Raw genomic sequence first — 16,193 nt, 5'->3', positions numbered from 1 at the left:
TCATTATCACTAGAAATCCTGAGAAATCCATAAAATTTCTCAGGATTATTTTACAAATCTTTAACAGAATTTAAAATTCTGCTAATATAGCATTAACAGCATTATTATCTGATATAAAAGAAACATTAAAAAACAAGAATAAAGTAAAAAACTTGCTGCTCCTTATAAAAATCAAATCATATTCTTTATACTAAAAATTCTATTAATTTAAAAATTATAATTAAATTTACAAGAAAAATTATTAAGAATAGTTTCCTCCTGCCTGAGTAGTATAAATATCATAAAATATGCTAAATTTAAATGTAAATTTTTACCATAAATTCTTGAATACAAGTCAAACTTATGAAATATTTTTAAAATGAATTTAATATCAAAACATGAATAATTTTTAAGTCCTACCTTATAAATACTCTCTAATGAGAAAAATATTTTATATTTTTTAAATACAACCGAAATATTACCAGAATTTTGAAAATCCATTTTTATTTTTAAAAGCTTTTTAAAATGCCAAACAAGACTCATTAATACGCTAATAAAATCCTCTCCATGGTCTAAAATAGATTTAATTCTAACCAAAGAACTTTCCATATCTCTTTTTAAAATTGATTCAAATAAAGAAAAAGAATTTTCAGGTCTCACATAACCAATCCAAGAATTTATATCATGTTCATCAATAGTTTTATTTTTAGCAAGAAGAGAAAGGGAATCTATATAAAATTTTAAAATTTTAGTATCTGAATCTAACATAAAAAGCATTAAACTTATGGCCTTATCCGTAATTTTTGTACCAAGCTCAAAAAAACTTTTCTTTACAAATGAAAACTTAGCAGAATCAGACAACTCATAAAAAATTTTCTTAATTAACTTCAAAGAATCCTTAGGATCAAAGCTAATTGAATTTTCACTAGAAACAAGAATAACAATCTTATTTAAAGACTTAGAAATAGTACTATAAATTAATTCTAAATCCTTTTTGTTTTTTAAATTTTCAGCTTCATAAATAATAAAAGCCTCTTTTTTATAAAAAAAAGAGTTTGTTAATAGTAACTCAGAAAGCTCTACTGATGACAAATCAGATAAAAAAATTTTATTAACCAACAAATCACTAAACTTACTTAAAATGTCTTTCAAATAAGCTTCCTTTAATCCTTGCTCTTTACCTAATAGTAAGTAAACTTCCTGCATATAAAATATTATAATTCAAATGCTAAATATATTATAATTTAACTGTTAGGTAAAAATATGAAGATTGCAATATTCACAGACACGTATCTTCCCGATAAAAATGGAGTAGCGACATCAATAAAGCAAATTAAAGAAGGATTTGAAAAAAAAGGTCATATTGTTTATATTTTTTGTCCAAGTTCTAAAAAAGATTCCTTGAAAGAAAGTAATGTTTACCGATATTTATCAATAAAACTGAGTCACAAGGTAGATGCTAGAATAGCTTTTCCAAATAAATTAAGAATAAAAAAAATTATAAGTGAATATCAACCTGACATAATTCACACACACTCTGAATTCACTATGGGTAAGATTGGAAAAAAGCTGGCTTTAGAATACAATATTCCAATTGTTCATACAAATCATACAATGTGGGATTATTATCTGCACTATTTAGGAATTTTTAAATATTTAACCAAACCAGATAAATTAATGAAAAAATTTTACAATCAAATACATCATTTTATATATCCATCAATTAAGGCAAGAGATAAATATTTTCAACTAGCAAATCATTCTGATTACAAAATAATCCCAAATGGAATTGACAGAAAACTCTTCATAAAACATTTAAACAAAATAAAAAAAGAAGAAATTCTAAAAAAACATGGGATAAGCTTAAATGATAAAGTGATAGTATTTGTTGGCAGGTTAAATAAAGAGAAGAATATACACTTACTACTAAAACACTTAAAAAAGTTTTTAATTGAAAATAAAAATTATAAATTAATTCTTATAGGAAAAGGAAAAGAAGAAAATGCAATAAAAAGATTTCGGAAAAATTTTGGACTTGAAAAACAAATAATACTCATTGGAACAATTCCATGGGAAGAAATGTATTACTATTACAAAATCTCTGATGTATTTGCAAGCCTATCAATGAGTGAAGTATATCCAATGACAGTAATTGAAGCTTTAACTGCTGGAATACCTGCCGTGCTCATTAACGATATAATATATAAAGATGTAATCTCTCAAGGAAAAAATGGTTTTTTAATAGAAAAATATGAAGACATACATAAATATATTAATAAAATAATAGAAAATGATGAAAAACTAAAAACTTTTAAAAAAAACACAGAAGACAACTCTCTTATTTTTTCAAGTTTATTTTTCATAGAAAAAATTGAAGAATATTATTCTCAAATAATTAAACAGAAAACCTCTAACATAATTTATTAAAATCAATAATATGAATAGGAAATTTTATTCCCATATCGTCTAGAACAAATTTAATATTCTCAGATATGAAATATTGAAAATCCCAAAAAAACTCCGTATTTACAAAGCATCTTACTTGAATAATTATGTAATAAGGAGTATAACTGTCTACAATGGTACTAGGACTTTCAATTCCATGTTGTTCTCTATTAAATGAAAAAGCTAATTTTTCTATCTTATCCTTAAGAAGATTAATATCTGTATCATAAGGCACTTGAAAGTTAAAAGCAATTCTTCTTTTAGGATTTGCAGAAAAATTAATAACTGATATATTTGTAAATTTAATATTTGGAAGCCTTACAACCTTACCGTCTACAGTCTTAAGTGTAGTAAAGAATATTTGAACATCATCTACCTGTCCTTCAACATCATCACATCTAATGTAGTCACCGATTTTAAAAAAATTAGAGTTTAGAATTATTAAACCACTAACAAAATTAGATAAAATACCTTGAGCAGCAAGTCCAATTGCAATGCTTAAAGACCCAAATATAGCAAAAATAGAAGTTGTTGAAACACCAAGATAAGGCAAAATTATCAAAACTAAAACCATATCTACCATTACTCTAAAAAATGACTTTAAAAAGTTCAAAATAGTAAAATCTAATTTTGTTTCTAACTTTGATTTTTCCAAAGTCTTAAAAAATAACTTACTCAATTTATTAATCAAAATTCTTAAAAAATACCATACAAAAACAGCTATAAGAATTTTAAAACCATAACTTATTATCGTTTCAAGCATTTTATTAAAATAATTTTGAAAGATAAATATCTCTTTAAATACATTTGAGGTTATTGACTGATCACTCATAAGCTATCAAATTATAACATAAAAAATATAAAATGAATCTTATATCATTAACCACTAATAAAACACTTAAATTAAAAAATCTATATCTAACATGATATAATTATGTTTAAGTTCTATCTATTAAACCTAAACTAAGGAATATATGAACAAACTAAAAGAAGAATCATACGGATTATTTAATTTATTCTACCTTGTACTCAAAATAGCAATATTCACTATTGGCGGAGGACTATTAATAATATCTGAACTTAGAAAAACAATTGTGAATAACAAAAACCTAATTTCTGAAAAAGACTTCAATGACATTCTTGCCTCGTCCAACCTAGTTCCTGGCGTGACGGCTATCAATTTTGCATTCTTAATTGGTAAAAAACTTAAAGGATTTAAAGGAGCAATTTTATTAACCATTGCTGGTATATTACCCTCCATAGTTGTAATTACAACACTAGCATTTTATATAAAGTTAGATTCAAATAATATTTATTTTAAAAAATTTCTTGAAGGTGCAAAAATATCATCTACTATGATAATGTCAATGGTTATACTTGAATTCTCAAGAAAAATGATAAATAAATCAATATCAAAATGGTCCATATGTTTAGCAGTGGCATATATAATATACAATTATCATCTAGACCTAACATATATACTACTAATATTTTTATTAATTTATTTTGCAAAATATACAATAAAAAAAAGATATGATGATAATGTCAATAAAAAGGCACAAATTTGAATCTTATAGATTTATTTATCACATTCTTTAAAATAGGAATTCTAAATTTCGGCGGGGGTAATGGAATTACAGCAATAATTAATAAAGAAATAATTGATAATAAACAATGGATAACAAAGCAAGAATTTATTAATATTATTACAATATCCAGAATTACACCAGGTCCCATTGCTACTAATATAGCAACTTATGTTGGTGCAAAAATTTCCGGGGTTAGTGGAGCCATCATTTCTACGATAGCTTTAATTACTGCACCTCTACTAATTATTACTCTTATAACACTAGTTCTACATAAGATCAATTTCCTAAAATATTATTTGGAAAACTTAAAACCTGTGATTATAGCATTATGGTTAATTACTATATTTATTTTAGTTAAAAGTATATTCTTAAAAATAAACACTAATAACACAGAACTTTTAAAAAGCTTTTCACTTGCATCACTAAACTTAATTATTTTATTACTTTACAAAAAAACTAGCCCTGCTATACTAATAATTTTCAGTGGAATACTGTATATTTTCATGTAAAGATGATTAAGCAAAACTTAAAAATAGCACAAAAACTACGCATGACTCAAATAAATACAATAAAAATGTTAAGTCTTGATACAAAAGACCTAATAAAGATTATATTAAATGAAATTGAAAATAATGATTATCTTCAAGTAGATTCAAATCAAATATTTTTTGAAACACTAAAAACTTATAAAGTTAGAAAACTTTTTTATAAAGAAGATGAAAATACTAAAACTCTATATGAAATTGCACTAGAAAAAACATCAATTAAACCCTCTTTTAAGGAACATCTTTTATTTCAGCTAAGAATTCAAAAATTGAATAAAGATCAAATTAAAATAGGAGAAACTATAATAAATAATTTAAATAATAAAGGATTTCATATAATAAATCCTTATGAGCTATTTAAAAAAGAAGACTGGCCTCAAGTCACTCAAATGGTTGAACTAATTCAAAAGTTTGACCCAATAGGAATTTGTGTTTTTAACATAATAGAATCACTAATACTACAAGCAAAACACCATAAATTAGACAATATTATAATTAAAATTCTTGAAAAAGCTGATTTACTTGATAATACTCAAGAAAAAATAAAAGAAGAACTTAAAATTAATACTCAAGTTTTCAATCAAGCCCTTGAAACAATTAGACTTACCCTTAATCCTAATCCAACATTTGAGTTTAAAGATATAAAAGACACAAATCACTACATTGAACCTGATATCATCATCATAAATAAAAACAATAAACTCAAGATAAAAATTAAAGAAGTAAACATTTTTAAAAAAGAATTAAAAAAACACGAAGTCAAAGATTTAAAAAAATATAAACAAGCAAAATGGTTAATTGAATCATTAAGATATAGAGATGAAGTACTAGCCAAAATAGCAATAGCAATATATACATTTCAAAAAGAATTTTTACGAAGAGGGTTTAAAAGCTTAAGACCAATGAAGTTAGCTGACATATCTGAAAAAATTAACCTATCAAAATCAACTATATCAAGAACAATAAAAAATAAATATCTAAAATTTGATTGGGGGATAATCTCTGTTAGAAAATTATTTAATTCAATAGGAGGTTCAAAAACAAATGAATTTTCTAAATTAAGTATTAAATTAATAATAAAAGGAATCTTAGACAAAAATAAAAAGGTGTCCGATAATAAAATTTCTGATATACTGAAATCTAAGGGAATCTCTATTTCAAGAAGAACTGTAAATAAATACAGAAATGAATTAAAACTTGAGGGGGAAGTTTATGGAACATAAAATACAAGCTATTAATTATCACTTAAGTAGTACTACAGAAGATTTTATTTTAAAAAAATTAAGCAAAATTGGAGAACATATTAAAAAGAATTCGGAAAGTTTAAAAATCACAATAAAAAAAGAAAACGATGCTTTTGATATAGATGCTCATCTTCATTTTAACTGGGGCAAAATAATACATATTAAAGAAAAAGGCAAAGAGTTATACCAAATAATAGAAAGCTTAATATACAGGCTTCAAAATACAGCTAACAAAGAGAAAGACAAAAAAGAAAATAATAAGTAAAATTACATGCAAAAAATAGAAATTGAGATAACCAACAAAGAAGGTATTCACTCAAGGCCATCTAGCATGATTTCGTTAATTTCAAGTAAATATCCTTCTTGCAATGTAAAACTGGTTACAAAAGATGGTAGACAGGCTGACGCCAAATCTACTATTGAAATCATAATACTCGGAGTAATATATAGGGAAAAAATAACGATTTTAGCAAATGGAAAAGAAGAAAGCGAAATTATTGACAAATTATCAAAACTATTAAAATCAAATTTTAAAGAAGAGATTAAATAATGAACAAAAAAATCTTGTACAAAATATTGATTATCCTCAATCCAAAGGTTGCATTTGGCATGCTAGATTATGTGCAAGATGCAAGCCATCATGTTGAAGCTAAAATGTCTTCATTTATAATGAGTCTAGCTGTTATTGTAATTTCAGCTAGCTTCCTTGGGAATTTAGTAGGAAGAATAGGAATCCCAAAAGTAATAGGACAAATAACAGCAGGAATTATCTTAAGTCCAACATTTCTTGGAAAAGTTAAAATACCTTTATTGTTTCCATTAGGAATTACTCGAATTGGAGACAATTATCTAATAAACGAAGAAATATTTGCAATTTCAACAATAGCTTCAATCATCTTACTCTTTACAGCAGGTATTGAAACTGACCTAAAACTATTCCTCAAATTCTTACCTCGTGGAGGATTAATAGGAACAACTGAAGTGATCGGTACTTTTGCAAGCTTCATGCTAATATCTACAATTCTTTTTGATATTCCATTAATCAGTCCTACATCCATTTTTATAGGCATCATTGGAACTCCCACTTCTGCAGGAATTGCTGCAAGCATACTCTCAGCCAAAAAAAAGATGAGCACATCGGAAGGAGTTACCATAATATCAACTTCAATAATAGATGATGTTCTCTCAATGATAATGTTAACAAGTGTAATAACAATAGCAAGATCAATATCAGAACTTGATATCATGAGTTCCATTATAGCTACAATTCAAAACATACTAATTTGGTTATGCCTAACCTTTATATTAATCTTATTATCAGAGCCAATATCAAAACTACTTAAAAGACTGAATAGTGTCACTCTAGCCACTGTAATAACTATTGCTTTAACTTTTATTGTATCAAGCTTCTTTCAAAATTTAGGAATGTCATTTGTAATTGGGGCTTATGTATTTGGTCTTGCCATGTCCAAAACAGATATCGTATATGTAATCCAAGATAAACTAACAATATTTGAAAGATTTTTCATACCAGTATTTTTTACATCAATAGGCCTTATGGCTGATATAAATGAAATACTATCAAAAGAAGTCTTAATACTAGGAGCCATGCTTAGTTGTGTAGCAATAGCAACTAAGCTTTTTTATTGTTTTATTCCAGCATGCTTCCTAGGCTTCAATAAGCTAGGAGCATTAAGAATAGCTTTTGGTATGATTCCAAGAGGTGAAATATCATTAATTATTGCAAACGTAGCGCTTTCTTCCGAATTTATAAGCCAAAAAATATTTGGAATAGTTATAATAATGGTTTTCCTGCCTACAATAATTTCAACACCAATAATCAACTTACTGTTTAAAATAAATAAAAATGGCTTAAGAAAAATATTCAGAACAGAACATAACACTCAAATCACAGTATCGTTTGCATACGATAACTTAGCAAAAATACTTACATGGGATTTAAAAAATGAACTAAGAAAAGAAGGCTTTTTCACTCAACAAGTAAAAAATGATTTCTCTCAATATATAAATGCAAGACGAGATGACATTTCCCTTTCAATTAAAAGAGAGGGAAGTAAAATAACATTTGAATGCCCAAATAAACATTTAATGATAATACAAGATCTTTTTAGAGAAACTATTCTACATTTAGAAACAATAACTGAAGAAGTTAAAACTGTTTCTATGAATGCAAAAAAGTTAGATTACTCAATAAATTATGATAAAATACTTAGAAATAGTAAACTTAATAAAAGAATCAAAAAGGAAAACATTATCTTAGAATTAAAAGCAAAAAACAAAATTGAAGTATTAAGAGAACTTTTAAGCGTAATAAAAGTTGAGATTGACAAAGAAATGATTCTACAAGACTTAATGGCAAGAGAAAAAATCATAACTACAGCCCTTAAAGAAGGATTTGCAATCCCTCATTTAAAGACAAATTTAATCAAAAAAATGCATATAGCTATTGGAATAAGTCATAATGGAATCGATTTTAATGCCATTGATAATAATTTAAGCCACATATTTATATTAATACTATATCCAGCTAAGGATTACGTTAATTATCCTCCAATTTTAGCATCTATTGTAGGTAAAGTTGACCTAAATAAACAAGAAATGCTTAACGCTAAAACTGACAAAGAAATTTATAATATAATAGTAGGATAAATTATGTTTAAGATTATTAAATGCAATCAATTGAACAATAAGCTTATAAACAAAAGGATAGAAATAAATGCTTGGGTCAAAAAAATTAGGCATCACGGAAAAGTTACTTTTATCAACATTAGAGATAGATACGGCGAAGCGCAAGTGCTTGTAAATGATGAAAATCTATTAAAAATAGTATCCCAGATTAAGATGGAATACTGTATTAAAGTTCAAGGAAAATTAAATCTAAGGCCTTTAGAACTTTTAAATAAAGAAATGAAAACAGGAGCTTTTGAAATACTTGCAGAAAGCATAAATGTAATTTCAAGATGCAATGAACTACCCTTTATGATTGAAGATAACAATAATGCAAGTGACAACTCAAAACTTGAATATAGATATTTAGACTTAAGACGAAAAGAACAAAAACAAAAAATAATAATAAGAAGTAAAGTAATACAAATAATTAGGTCTTATCTAACAAAAAAAGATTTTTTGGAATTAGAAACTCCAACTTTAGTAAAGTCAACACCAGAAGGTGCAAGAGACTTTTTAGTTCCATCAAGGATACACAAAGGACAATTTTATGCATTACCACAATCACCACAAATTTACAAACAACTTACAATGATAGCTGGTTTTGATAAGTATTTCCAAATAGCTAGATGTTATAGAGATGAGGATTCAAGGGGCGACAGACAACCAGAATTTACACAACTTGATTTGGAAATGAGTTTTATAAAGAAAGAAAATATTTTTAAGCTAATTGAAAGTCTTATGTCTATCGTATTCAAACAAACACTCAATATTAAGCTTCCCAAAAAATTTAAAAGGATTTCATATAAAGATGCAATGAATAGCTATGGAAGCGATAAGCCAGATACAAGGTATGAATTAATTATTCAAGATATGGGCCATCACCTTAAAAAGTCTTCATTCAATGTATTTAAAGAAGCATTAAAAAATAAGAATACAATAAAAGCAATTATAATTAAAAATGAAGCTCATAACTTTTCAAGAGCCAAGATCAATAATCTAGAAAAGCATGCGAAACTTTATAACAAGGTTAGTAATCTTTACTTTACAAAAATAGAGAATAGCGAGTTTACAGGTGGAATTGCAAAATTCTTAACTGAAACAAAGAAAACTTTATTTGAAGCTTACTCTTTGCAAAATAACGATATAATATTTTTTATATCTGACTCATGGGAAAAAGCTTGCAAAGCAATGGGACAAATTAGGATAAAAATTGCAACCGAACTCAATCTAGCTAAAAAAAATGTTTTTGAATTCTTATGGATCGACAATTTTCCTATGTTTGAATACGATGAGGATACAAAAACCTATAAAGCAGCTCACCATGTATTCTCTCTTCCTCAAAAAAAGTACATTAATACTCTAGAAAAAGAACCAGGTAAAGCTTTAGGCGAAGTTTATGATCTTGTATTAAACGGAATGGAAATTGGCTCCGGCTCCATTAGAGTACATAATAGGGAATTACAACAAAGAATATTTAATATAGTAGGTTTTAATGAAACAATAATAGAAGAAAGATTTGGATTTTTTTTAAAAGCATTAGAATATGGAGCTCCCACTCACGGTGGGATTGCAATTGGAATCGATCGACTATTAATGCTTATGACAAATTCAAGTTCAATAAAAGATGTAATACTTTTCCCGAAAAACTCATTTGCCGTCAATCCTCTTGACAACTCTCCTTCTAAAATCTCAAATAAACAATTAATAGAATTAAATTTAAAAGTGGAAGAATATAAAAAGTAAGGATGCAAAGCATCCTTACTTAAGATTTATTCAATTGAAATCTTTTTCTCTTGCGCTTTCTCAACAACCTCTGTTTTTTTAGGTAGACTAATAATTAGTACACCATCTTTAAGTTCTGACTTGATTTTATTCTGATCAATATTAGTAGATAGCCTAAAACTTCTTGAAAAAGAAATATCTTTTCTTTCTATTCTTAGATACTTATCGCCTTTCTCTTCCGTGTCATACTTACTCTCATAACTTATTGTCAAATAATCATTTTTAAGCGAAATAGAGATATCCTCTTTCTTTATTCCTGGCAAGTAAGCTTCAAGAGTGAATGAAGTACCTTCATCCTTAATGTTAACTGGAACATCTTGAATTCCTTTAGGGCTCATAAAATCAAAATCATCATTCAAAAAATCCAGAAAACTTTTTTTATAATTTGTTAACCACATATACAACTCCTCTTTTATCACTGTATATATAAACCTATGCAAAAACCATACCAAACACCTGCTTCAAATAGTAAAACATAAAAGACAAAAATACAACAACATAAAAACAGATCATACATTTATTATAACTAAAAGCTCTTTTATGTGTATTTAATACACATAAAATCACCTTTCAATTGACAAAATTCTTTTATTATTTTTACTTCAATTTCTATTGATATTATTAAGATTTCTGCAAGCAAGTTTTACACGTTCTTTCATGCTAACCTCAGATTCTCTAAGCCAAACTCTTGGATCATAAAACTTCTTATTTGGAACATCCAAGTTTCTACCATCTCCAAGTTGGCCCTGTAGTCTATCTTCATTCTTTTTATAATAATTTAATACACCTTCCCATGCAGCCCATTGAGTATCTGTATCAATATTCATCTTAACAACACCATAAGAAAGAGCCTCATTAATCTCCTCTATAGTAGATCCAGAGCCTCCATGAAACACATATGAAACAGGCTTAGGATTATTACTTAATCCTAATTTAGATACAACATAAGCTTGGCCATCTCTTAATACTTTAGGAGTAAGTTGAACATTCCCAGGCTTATAAACTCCATGAACATTTCCAAAAGCAGCAGCAATTTGGAAATTAGGGCTAACCTTCATAAGCTCAGAATATCCATAATAAATATCATTAGGAGTTGAAAATAATTCTTGATGTGCCCTATCTGAATTATCAACACCATCTTCTTCTCCTCCAGTAATCCCAAGTTCAATCTCTAAAAACATTTCAATCTTATCCATTCGTTCTAAGAATTTCTTAGATACATCAATATTTTCTTTAATTGTTTCTTCAGATAGATCTAACATATGTGAAGAAAATAAAGGCTTCTTGTGTTCCTTATAATATTTTTCTCCATATTCTAAAAGTCCCTCAACCCAAGGAATTAATTTCTTTGAGCAGTGATCTGTATGAAGCACAACAGGAACTCCATAATATTCAGCCATTAAATGAACATGCATGGCACCAGAAATAGCTCCAAGCACAGAATTTAATTGAGGTTTATCAACCTTCAATCCCTTACCGGAAACAAAAGCAGAACCGCTGTTTGAAAACTGTATCATAATAGGAGAATTTATTTCTCTAGCAGCTTCTAAAACAGCATTAATTGAATTTGTCCCTATGCAATTAATTGCAGGAATCGCAAAACCCTCATTCTTGCATATTTCATATAGAACATGTAAATCTTTTCCATAAACTACACCAGGCTTAATTTTTTTTAATACACCCAACTAGACCCTCCTTATAATATATAACTACATTATACACCGAAACCTTAAAAGTGACTCCAGTTTAAAACAAAATCTCTAAATAGCATTAAAACAAAACTACACAATTCCAATCTAAAATCAAAAAGATAAAACTAAATTAACCTAGACTTATACCAATCTGCAAACCTTTTTATTCCCTCTTTAATAGAAATTAAAGGTTTATAAGCAAAATCATTTTTAAGCTTTGAAATATCACAACAGCTCTCTACAACATCTGCTTTTTGCAAAGGCAAAAAATTTTTTAAAGCTTTACTACCAAGATTTATCTCAAGTTCATTAATAAAATCCATCAATTTAGTAGCATGTCCTGTTCCTATATTGTATATTTTATAGGGAGCAAGTGAGCTTGAAGATCTAGGATTTTTTATATTAAAGTTATTATCCCTCTTAGCAGGATTCCTAAGAACAGTATAAATACCATCTATAACATCATCAACATATGTAAAATCTCTAGCCATGTTCCCATTATTAAAAACATCAATAGTAGTTCTCTTTACAATTCCATCTGAAAACAGATATAAAGCCATATCAGGTCTTCCATAAGGACCATAAACTGTAAAAAAACGTAATCCTGTTGTTGGAATATTAAAAGACGAACTATAAGAATGTGCTATCACTTCATTAGATTTTTTACTAGCTGCATATAAATTTAAAGGATGATCTGTAATATTATCCTCATCTGAAGGAATGATTTCATTTATTCCATACACCGCAGAAGTTGAGGCATAAACAAAATGTTTGATACTCTCTTTATATATCCTACAAGCATCTAAAACATTAAAAAATCCAACAATATTAATTGATATATAACTATCGGGATTTTCAATGCTATCTCTAATTCCTGCTTGCGCTGCTAAATGACAAACATGCGTAAAGTTATGCTCTAAAAAAAGATTTAATATCTGTTCTTTATCCAATATGTCAAGATAAACAAAACTTAAATTATCATACACATCGCTCTTAACAATCTTCTTATTCTTAATATTTTTACAGTCCAAACCTAAAACTTCTAATCTCTCATACTTCAAGCTAGGTTCATAATAGTCATTTAATACATCTACACCTAGAACTTCATGTCTATTATCAGCAAGCTTTTTAGCTAGATGAAACCCAATAAATCCTGCAATACCTGTTAAAAATACCTTCATATAAACCCTCTTAATACCATGTATATCCTGTTAAAAATAAATATATTTTTGAAATATCTAAATTATTATGTTAAATAATACTAGATTGAATTCTTATAACCCATAAAAATTATCTAACTAAAATTTCAATTTCTAGAAAAAAGAAGAAATAAAATTCTAATTCTTTCTTCTAATATCCTCTTCTTTGATAACTACGAAAATTATTATATTTACCATTCCTTACATAAGAAATTCTTACCCTTTTCAAGTTTCCATCCCCTTCGCTTTCTGTCCTAATATCATTATAACGATTTAAAGTAGTATGAATAATTCTTCTTTCAAAAGGATTCATTGTTGGCAAAAGAATGGAACGTCTGCTTCTTTTTACTTTATGCAAAGAGCTTATCGCTAAATTAATAAATTTTGATTTAAATCTTTCTCTATAATCTTCAATATCCAGTATAACTTTGTTAAAATTACCATTTTTTCCAATAAGCTTAGATGCATAAATATTTGCTAAAAGCTGTAAAGCATCCAAATTTCTTCCTTCCCTTCCAATTAATATACTAGGACTATCTGTCTCAATAGATATTTTAATATATTCGCCTTCACTAGACTCAATCTTTAAATCAACACAGTAACCCATCTTAGTGACCATGCCCTTAACAAAATCTAAAACTTTATTATAAATATCTTCACTGTAGTTAACTTCATCTCCTATATTTTTCTCTTTTAAATGAGGAGATACTCTTATTTTAATCATCTCCTTTTTAAACAAAAATCCAACTTTTTCCTTTTCTAAAATCTCTACATCAAACTCTCCTTCTCTTAAATCAAGATCCCTCATTGCCTTTTTAATCGCTTCTTGCTCTGTTTTTCCATAAAATTCATAACTCATTATTCCTATTCCTCCTTAAGATACATGCTTTTTTATATAGTATTGTTGTAAAATAGTAAAAATATTTGTCGTAATCCAATAAATTAAAAGCCCCGACGGCATATCATAAAGTATGAAAAAAAACATAATAGGCATCCCAAAATATAAAAATTTTTGTTGCCCACCAAGATTTTTGAGATCAACATTAGAGCTAAAAATTGTAGAAAATAACTGAGTAAACATCATAATAAAAGGTAAAATTCTAATGTCTGTCCATAAAAAAACTTTATACCCAAAATAATATATGCTATCGCCAATTGATAAATCATCAATCCATCCTGGGATAAAACTAGCTCCCCTTAGTAAAAAGAAATTATTTACAAGTCCATAAAGAGCAAAAAATACAGGAAGTTGTAAAAGGATAGGAAAACATCCACCAAGAGGATTAACACCTTCTTCCTTATAAAGCTTACCTATTTCTTCATTTAATCTTTTAGGATCATTTTTAAACTTGATCTGTATTTCTTTCATCCTTGGTTGCAATTTAGAAAGTTCTGCTGTAGCTCTGAATCCTTTAAAAGTCAAGGGGAATATAAGTATCCTTACAACAATTGTCAAAAATATTATTGAAAGCCCCCAATTAGGGATAACATTATAAAAAATTTGCATTATCAATTGCATAGGAACTTGAATAAAGTATAATAAGCCTTTTTCAACAGACATTCCAAACTCCATATTAAATATATTAAAACTATTTTCATATTTTCTATCAAAAATATCTAAGTATTTATTATCTCTAGGGCCTGCATAAATATAGAAAGTATCATTAATATTTTTATTGTCTATTCTATTTAAAATAAAAGCCTTTAAAATTTTATTTTCATTTTTAAACTCAACATTCATATTTTTTTTTGAAACCAATATTTCAAAATATTTAGTACTAGATCCCACCCATTTAGGTTGAATAACACTTAACCCTTCTTTTCCATACCTAACTTTAGTATCGTAATAAATAGCTTGAGATAAGTAGTTATTGTATTGAAGCTTACCTCTATCACTCAACTTTTCAATATTAGAACTTAACACAAAGTTATAAGAATCAATATCAAGCTTATTGCTAGAGTCAGTGCTATTCAATAAGATTTCAAGCTTTATCAAATATTCATTTTTTTCTGAAAATTTATATCTCTTGACATATTCGTAATTTTGACCATTATATTTAAAATTGGTCTTAAAATCATGAGTATATTCATCTACTTTTTCGTAAGAAAACAAATTTTTAACCAATCCATCAAAACTAACATAGAAAAAACCTTCTCCATCCATACTAGCATTAACCAACTCAGTGGGTTCTTTTTCTAAATTTAAATGGCCTTTAAGTTTCAAAGAAATTAAATTTCCTCTAAATGTTGAAAAAGTAGCATAATATACACCGGTCTCAATGCTAATATCCTCAGAATTAACACTTAAGTTCAAAATATCACCTTCAACAGTCAAAGATCTATCAATATCAAAATTTTTATTTAAGTCAAAACCAACCTTTTTATCAACTACAGAAGGAGACTTTTGAAACAAAAAAATATCATTAATAAGCATAAAAATACCAATAAAAACCAAAGATAAGTAAATAGATCTTAAAATTTTTTTGTTATGACTCACATTTCCCTCTTATCGACCTTTAAAAATAAACTTTTCATCATCATTTCCAATTCATGATAATTAACATTTGATTTTTTGGGAAAAATTAAAAAAATAAAATCAACACTACTGTTTTTAAATAAATAAAGCTGATTTCTAAAACATTCCTTGAAGATTCGCCTGACACGATTCCTATTAACAGCACCTTTAAAACTCCTAGGAAACGTAACAAGTATTCTAGAAATTGCTAATCTTGTATACTTGTAAAATACACTAAATCCATCCATTCTAATTAATTTACCTTTTTTAAAAAGGTCTTGAATTTCTACCTTTGTTTTTATGCTAATACTTCTTTTTTTCATCAGAAACAGTTAATTTTAATCTTCCCTTAGCTCTTCGCCTTGCAATAATAAGTCTTCCATTTTTATTCTTCATTCTAGATCTAAATCCAAACCTTCTATTCCTTCTAACCCTACTCGGCTGATAAGTCCTTTTCAAAAAAACCTCCAATTAAAAATATTCTTTATTACTAAGACACAAATTAAACACTGT

Annotated in this window: 17 protein-coding genes; 8 read left to right on the top strand and 9 right to left on the bottom strand. The window is 27.1% G+C overall.

All coding sequences use genetic code 11. From position 1 onward, the window contains the following. Positions 1-207: 207 nt before the first annotated feature. Positions 208-1,185, bottom strand: a complete 978-nt coding sequence (holA, locus tag F0310_RS02230; protein WP_182117336.1) for a DNA polymerase III subunit delta — start codon at positions 1,183-1,185, stop codon at positions 208-210. Between the two features lie 57 nt (positions 1,186-1,242). On the opposite strand from holA, the gene F0310_RS02225 reads away from it, so the two are divergent. Further along, on the top strand, positions 1,243-2,406 hold the full coding sequence (locus F0310_RS02225; protein WP_182117335.1) for a glycosyltransferase: 1,164 nt from the start codon (positions 1,243-1,245) through the stop codon (positions 2,404-2,406). Here F0310_RS02225 and F0310_RS02220 read toward each other — a convergent pair. After that, positions 2,390-3,256, bottom strand: coding sequence for a mechanosensitive ion channel family protein (locus F0310_RS02220; RefSeq protein ID WP_182117334.1), 867 nt, complete (start codon positions 3,254-3,256; stop codon positions 2,390-2,392). The genes F0310_RS02225 and F0310_RS02220 overlap by 17 nt on opposite strands. Before the next feature lie 142 nt (positions 3,257-3,398). Here F0310_RS02220 and F0310_RS02215 point away from each other — a divergent pair, with 142 nt between their 5' ends. From F0310_RS02215 to aspS, 7 genes are read left to right on the top strand one after another with little or no spacing between them, the layout of a single operon-like run. After that, positions 3,399-3,992 (top strand): chromate transporter, encoded by a 594-nt coding sequence (locus F0310_RS02215; protein ID WP_182117333.1) that lies wholly within the window; start codon positions 3,399-3,401, stop codon positions 3,990-3,992. Further along, positions 3,989-4,522 carry a chromate transporter gene (locus F0310_RS02210; protein WP_182117332.1) on the top strand — a complete coding sequence of 178 codons (534 nt, stop codon included), beginning with the start codon at positions 3,989-3,991 and terminating at the stop codon, positions 4,520-4,522. The genes F0310_RS02215 and F0310_RS02210 overlap by 4 nt, the downstream gene beginning before the upstream one ends. Positions 4,523-4,524: 2 nt before the next feature. Beyond that, complete coding sequence (gene rpoN, locus F0310_RS02205; RefSeq protein WP_182117331.1) at positions 4,525-5,781, top strand: RNA polymerase factor sigma-54; 1,257 nt, start codon at positions 4,525-4,527, stop codon at positions 5,779-5,781. Continuing rightward, positions 5,771-6,067, top strand: a complete 297-nt coding sequence (locus F0310_RS02200) for an HPF/RaiA family ribosome-associated protein (protein ID WP_182117330.1) — start codon at positions 5,771-5,773, stop codon at positions 6,065-6,067. The genes rpoN and F0310_RS02200 overlap by 11 nt, the downstream gene beginning before the upstream one ends. Positions 6,068-6,073: 6 nt before the next feature. Further along, positions 6,074-6,352: an HPr family phosphocarrier protein gene (locus F0310_RS02195; RefSeq protein WP_182117329.1), complete on the top strand. Its 279-nt coding sequence runs from the start codon at positions 6,074-6,076 to the stop codon at positions 6,350-6,352. Between the two features lie 59 nt (positions 6,353-6,411). Next, positions 6,412-8,472, top strand: coding sequence for a cation:proton antiporter domain-containing protein (locus F0310_RS02190; protein ID WP_476577988.1), 2,061 nt, complete (start codon positions 6,412-6,414; stop codon positions 8,470-8,472). A 3-nt stretch (positions 8,473-8,475) separates the two neighbouring features. Continuing rightward, complete coding sequence (gene aspS, locus F0310_RS02185) at positions 8,476-10,236, top strand: aspartate--tRNA ligase (RefSeq protein ID WP_182117327.1); 1,761 nt, start codon at positions 8,476-8,478, stop codon at positions 10,234-10,236. Between the two features lie 26 nt (positions 10,237-10,262). On the opposite strand, the gene F0310_RS02180 is transcribed toward aspS, so the two are convergent. From F0310_RS02180 to rpmH, 7 genes are all read right to left on the bottom strand, one after another. Next, a complete protein-coding gene (locus F0310_RS02180) occupies positions 10,263-10,673 on the bottom strand; it encodes an Hsp20/alpha crystallin family protein (RefSeq protein ID WP_182117326.1) in 411 nt (136 codons plus the stop codon). Between the two features lie 204 nt (positions 10,674-10,877). Beyond that, a complete protein-coding gene (gene fbaA / locus F0310_RS02175; RefSeq protein WP_182117325.1) occupies positions 10,878-11,960 on the bottom strand; it encodes a class II fructose-bisphosphate aldolase in 1,083 nt (360 codons plus the stop codon). Between the two features lie 131 nt (positions 11,961-12,091). Beyond that, the gene (locus F0310_RS02170) at positions 12,092-13,147 is read right to left on the bottom strand and encodes an NAD-dependent epimerase/dehydratase family protein (RefSeq protein WP_182117324.1); all 1,056 of its coding nucleotides are present in this window, start codon (positions 13,145-13,147) and stop codon (positions 12,092-12,094) included. Positions 13,148-13,316: 169 nt separating this feature from the next. Beyond that, positions 13,317-14,024, bottom strand: a complete 708-nt coding sequence (gene jag / locus F0310_RS02165; RefSeq protein ID WP_182117323.1) for an RNA-binding cell elongation regulator Jag/EloR — start codon at positions 14,022-14,024, stop codon at positions 13,317-13,319. A 15-nt stretch (positions 14,025-14,039) separates the two neighbouring features. Beyond that, positions 14,040-15,662, bottom strand: coding sequence for a membrane protein insertase YidC (yidC, locus tag F0310_RS02160; RefSeq protein WP_182117322.1), 1,623 nt, complete (start codon positions 15,660-15,662; stop codon positions 14,040-14,042). Next, positions 15,659-16,003: a ribonuclease P protein component gene (gene rnpA, locus F0310_RS02155; RefSeq protein ID WP_182117321.1), complete on the bottom strand. Its 345-nt coding sequence runs from the start codon at positions 16,001-16,003 to the stop codon at positions 15,659-15,661. Before rnpA ends, yidC begins: the two co-directional genes overlap by 4 nt. Next, on the bottom strand, positions 15,984-16,139 hold the full coding sequence (gene rpmH / locus F0310_RS02150; RefSeq protein ID WP_182117320.1) for a 50S ribosomal protein L34: 156 nt from the start codon (positions 16,137-16,139) through the stop codon (positions 15,984-15,986). The genes rnpA and rpmH overlap by 20 nt, the downstream gene beginning before the upstream one ends. Positions 16,140-16,193 lie beyond the last annotated feature (54 nt).

Source organism: Borrelia sp. A-FGy1, from assembly GCF_014084025.1.
Classification (GTDB): Bacteria; Spirochaetota; Spirochaetia; order Borreliales; family Borreliaceae; genus Borrelia.
This window is presented reverse-complemented; position numbering and strand designations above follow the sequence as displayed.

Excerpts from the sequence above, each read along its gene's own strand:
- aspS (WP_182117327.1), top strand. The coding sequence starts at position 8,476 with ATGTTTAAGATTATTAAATGCAATCAATTGAACAATAAGCTTATAAAC.
- F0310_RS02220 (WP_182117334.1), bottom strand. The coding sequence starts at position 3,256 with ATGAGTGATCAGTCAATAACCTCAAATGTATTTAAAGAGATATTTATC.
- jag (WP_182117323.1), bottom strand. The coding sequence starts at position 14,024 with ATGAGTTATGAATTTTATGGAAAAACAGAGCAAGAAGCGATTAAAAAG.
- holA (WP_182117336.1), bottom strand. The coding sequence starts at position 1,185 with ATGCAGGAAGTTTACTTACTATTAGGTAAAGAGCAAGGATTAAAGGAA.
- F0310_RS02170 (WP_182117324.1), bottom strand. The coding sequence starts at position 13,147 with ATGAAGGTATTTTTAACAGGTATTGCAGGATTTATTGGGTTTCATCTA.
- F0310_RS02195 (WP_182117329.1), top strand. The coding sequence starts at position 6,074 with ATGCAAAAAATAGAAATTGAGATAACCAACAAAGAAGGTATTCACTCA.
- F0310_RS02215 (WP_182117333.1), top strand. The coding sequence starts at position 3,399 with ATGAACAAACTAAAAGAAGAATCATACGGATTATTTAATTTATTCTAC.
- F0310_RS02225 (WP_182117335.1), top strand. The coding sequence starts at position 1,243 with ATGAAGATTGCAATATTCACAGACACGTATCTTCCCGATAAAAATGGA.
- F0310_RS02180 (WP_182117326.1), bottom strand. The coding sequence starts at position 10,673 with ATGTGGTTAACAAATTATAAAAAAAGTTTTCTGGATTTTTTGAATGAT.
- rnpA (WP_182117321.1), bottom strand. The coding sequence starts at position 16,003 with ATGAAAAAAAGAAGTATTAGCATAAAAACAAAGGTAGAAATTCAAGAC.
- F0310_RS02190 (WP_476577988.1), top strand. The coding sequence starts at position 6,412 with ATGCTAGATTATGTGCAAGATGCAAGCCATCATGTTGAAGCTAAAATG.
- F0310_RS02200 (WP_182117330.1), top strand. The coding sequence starts at position 5,771 with ATGGAACATAAAATACAAGCTATTAATTATCACTTAAGTAGTACTACA.
- rpoN (WP_182117331.1), top strand. The coding sequence starts at position 4,525 with ATGATTAAGCAAAACTTAAAAATAGCACAAAAACTACGCATGACTCAA.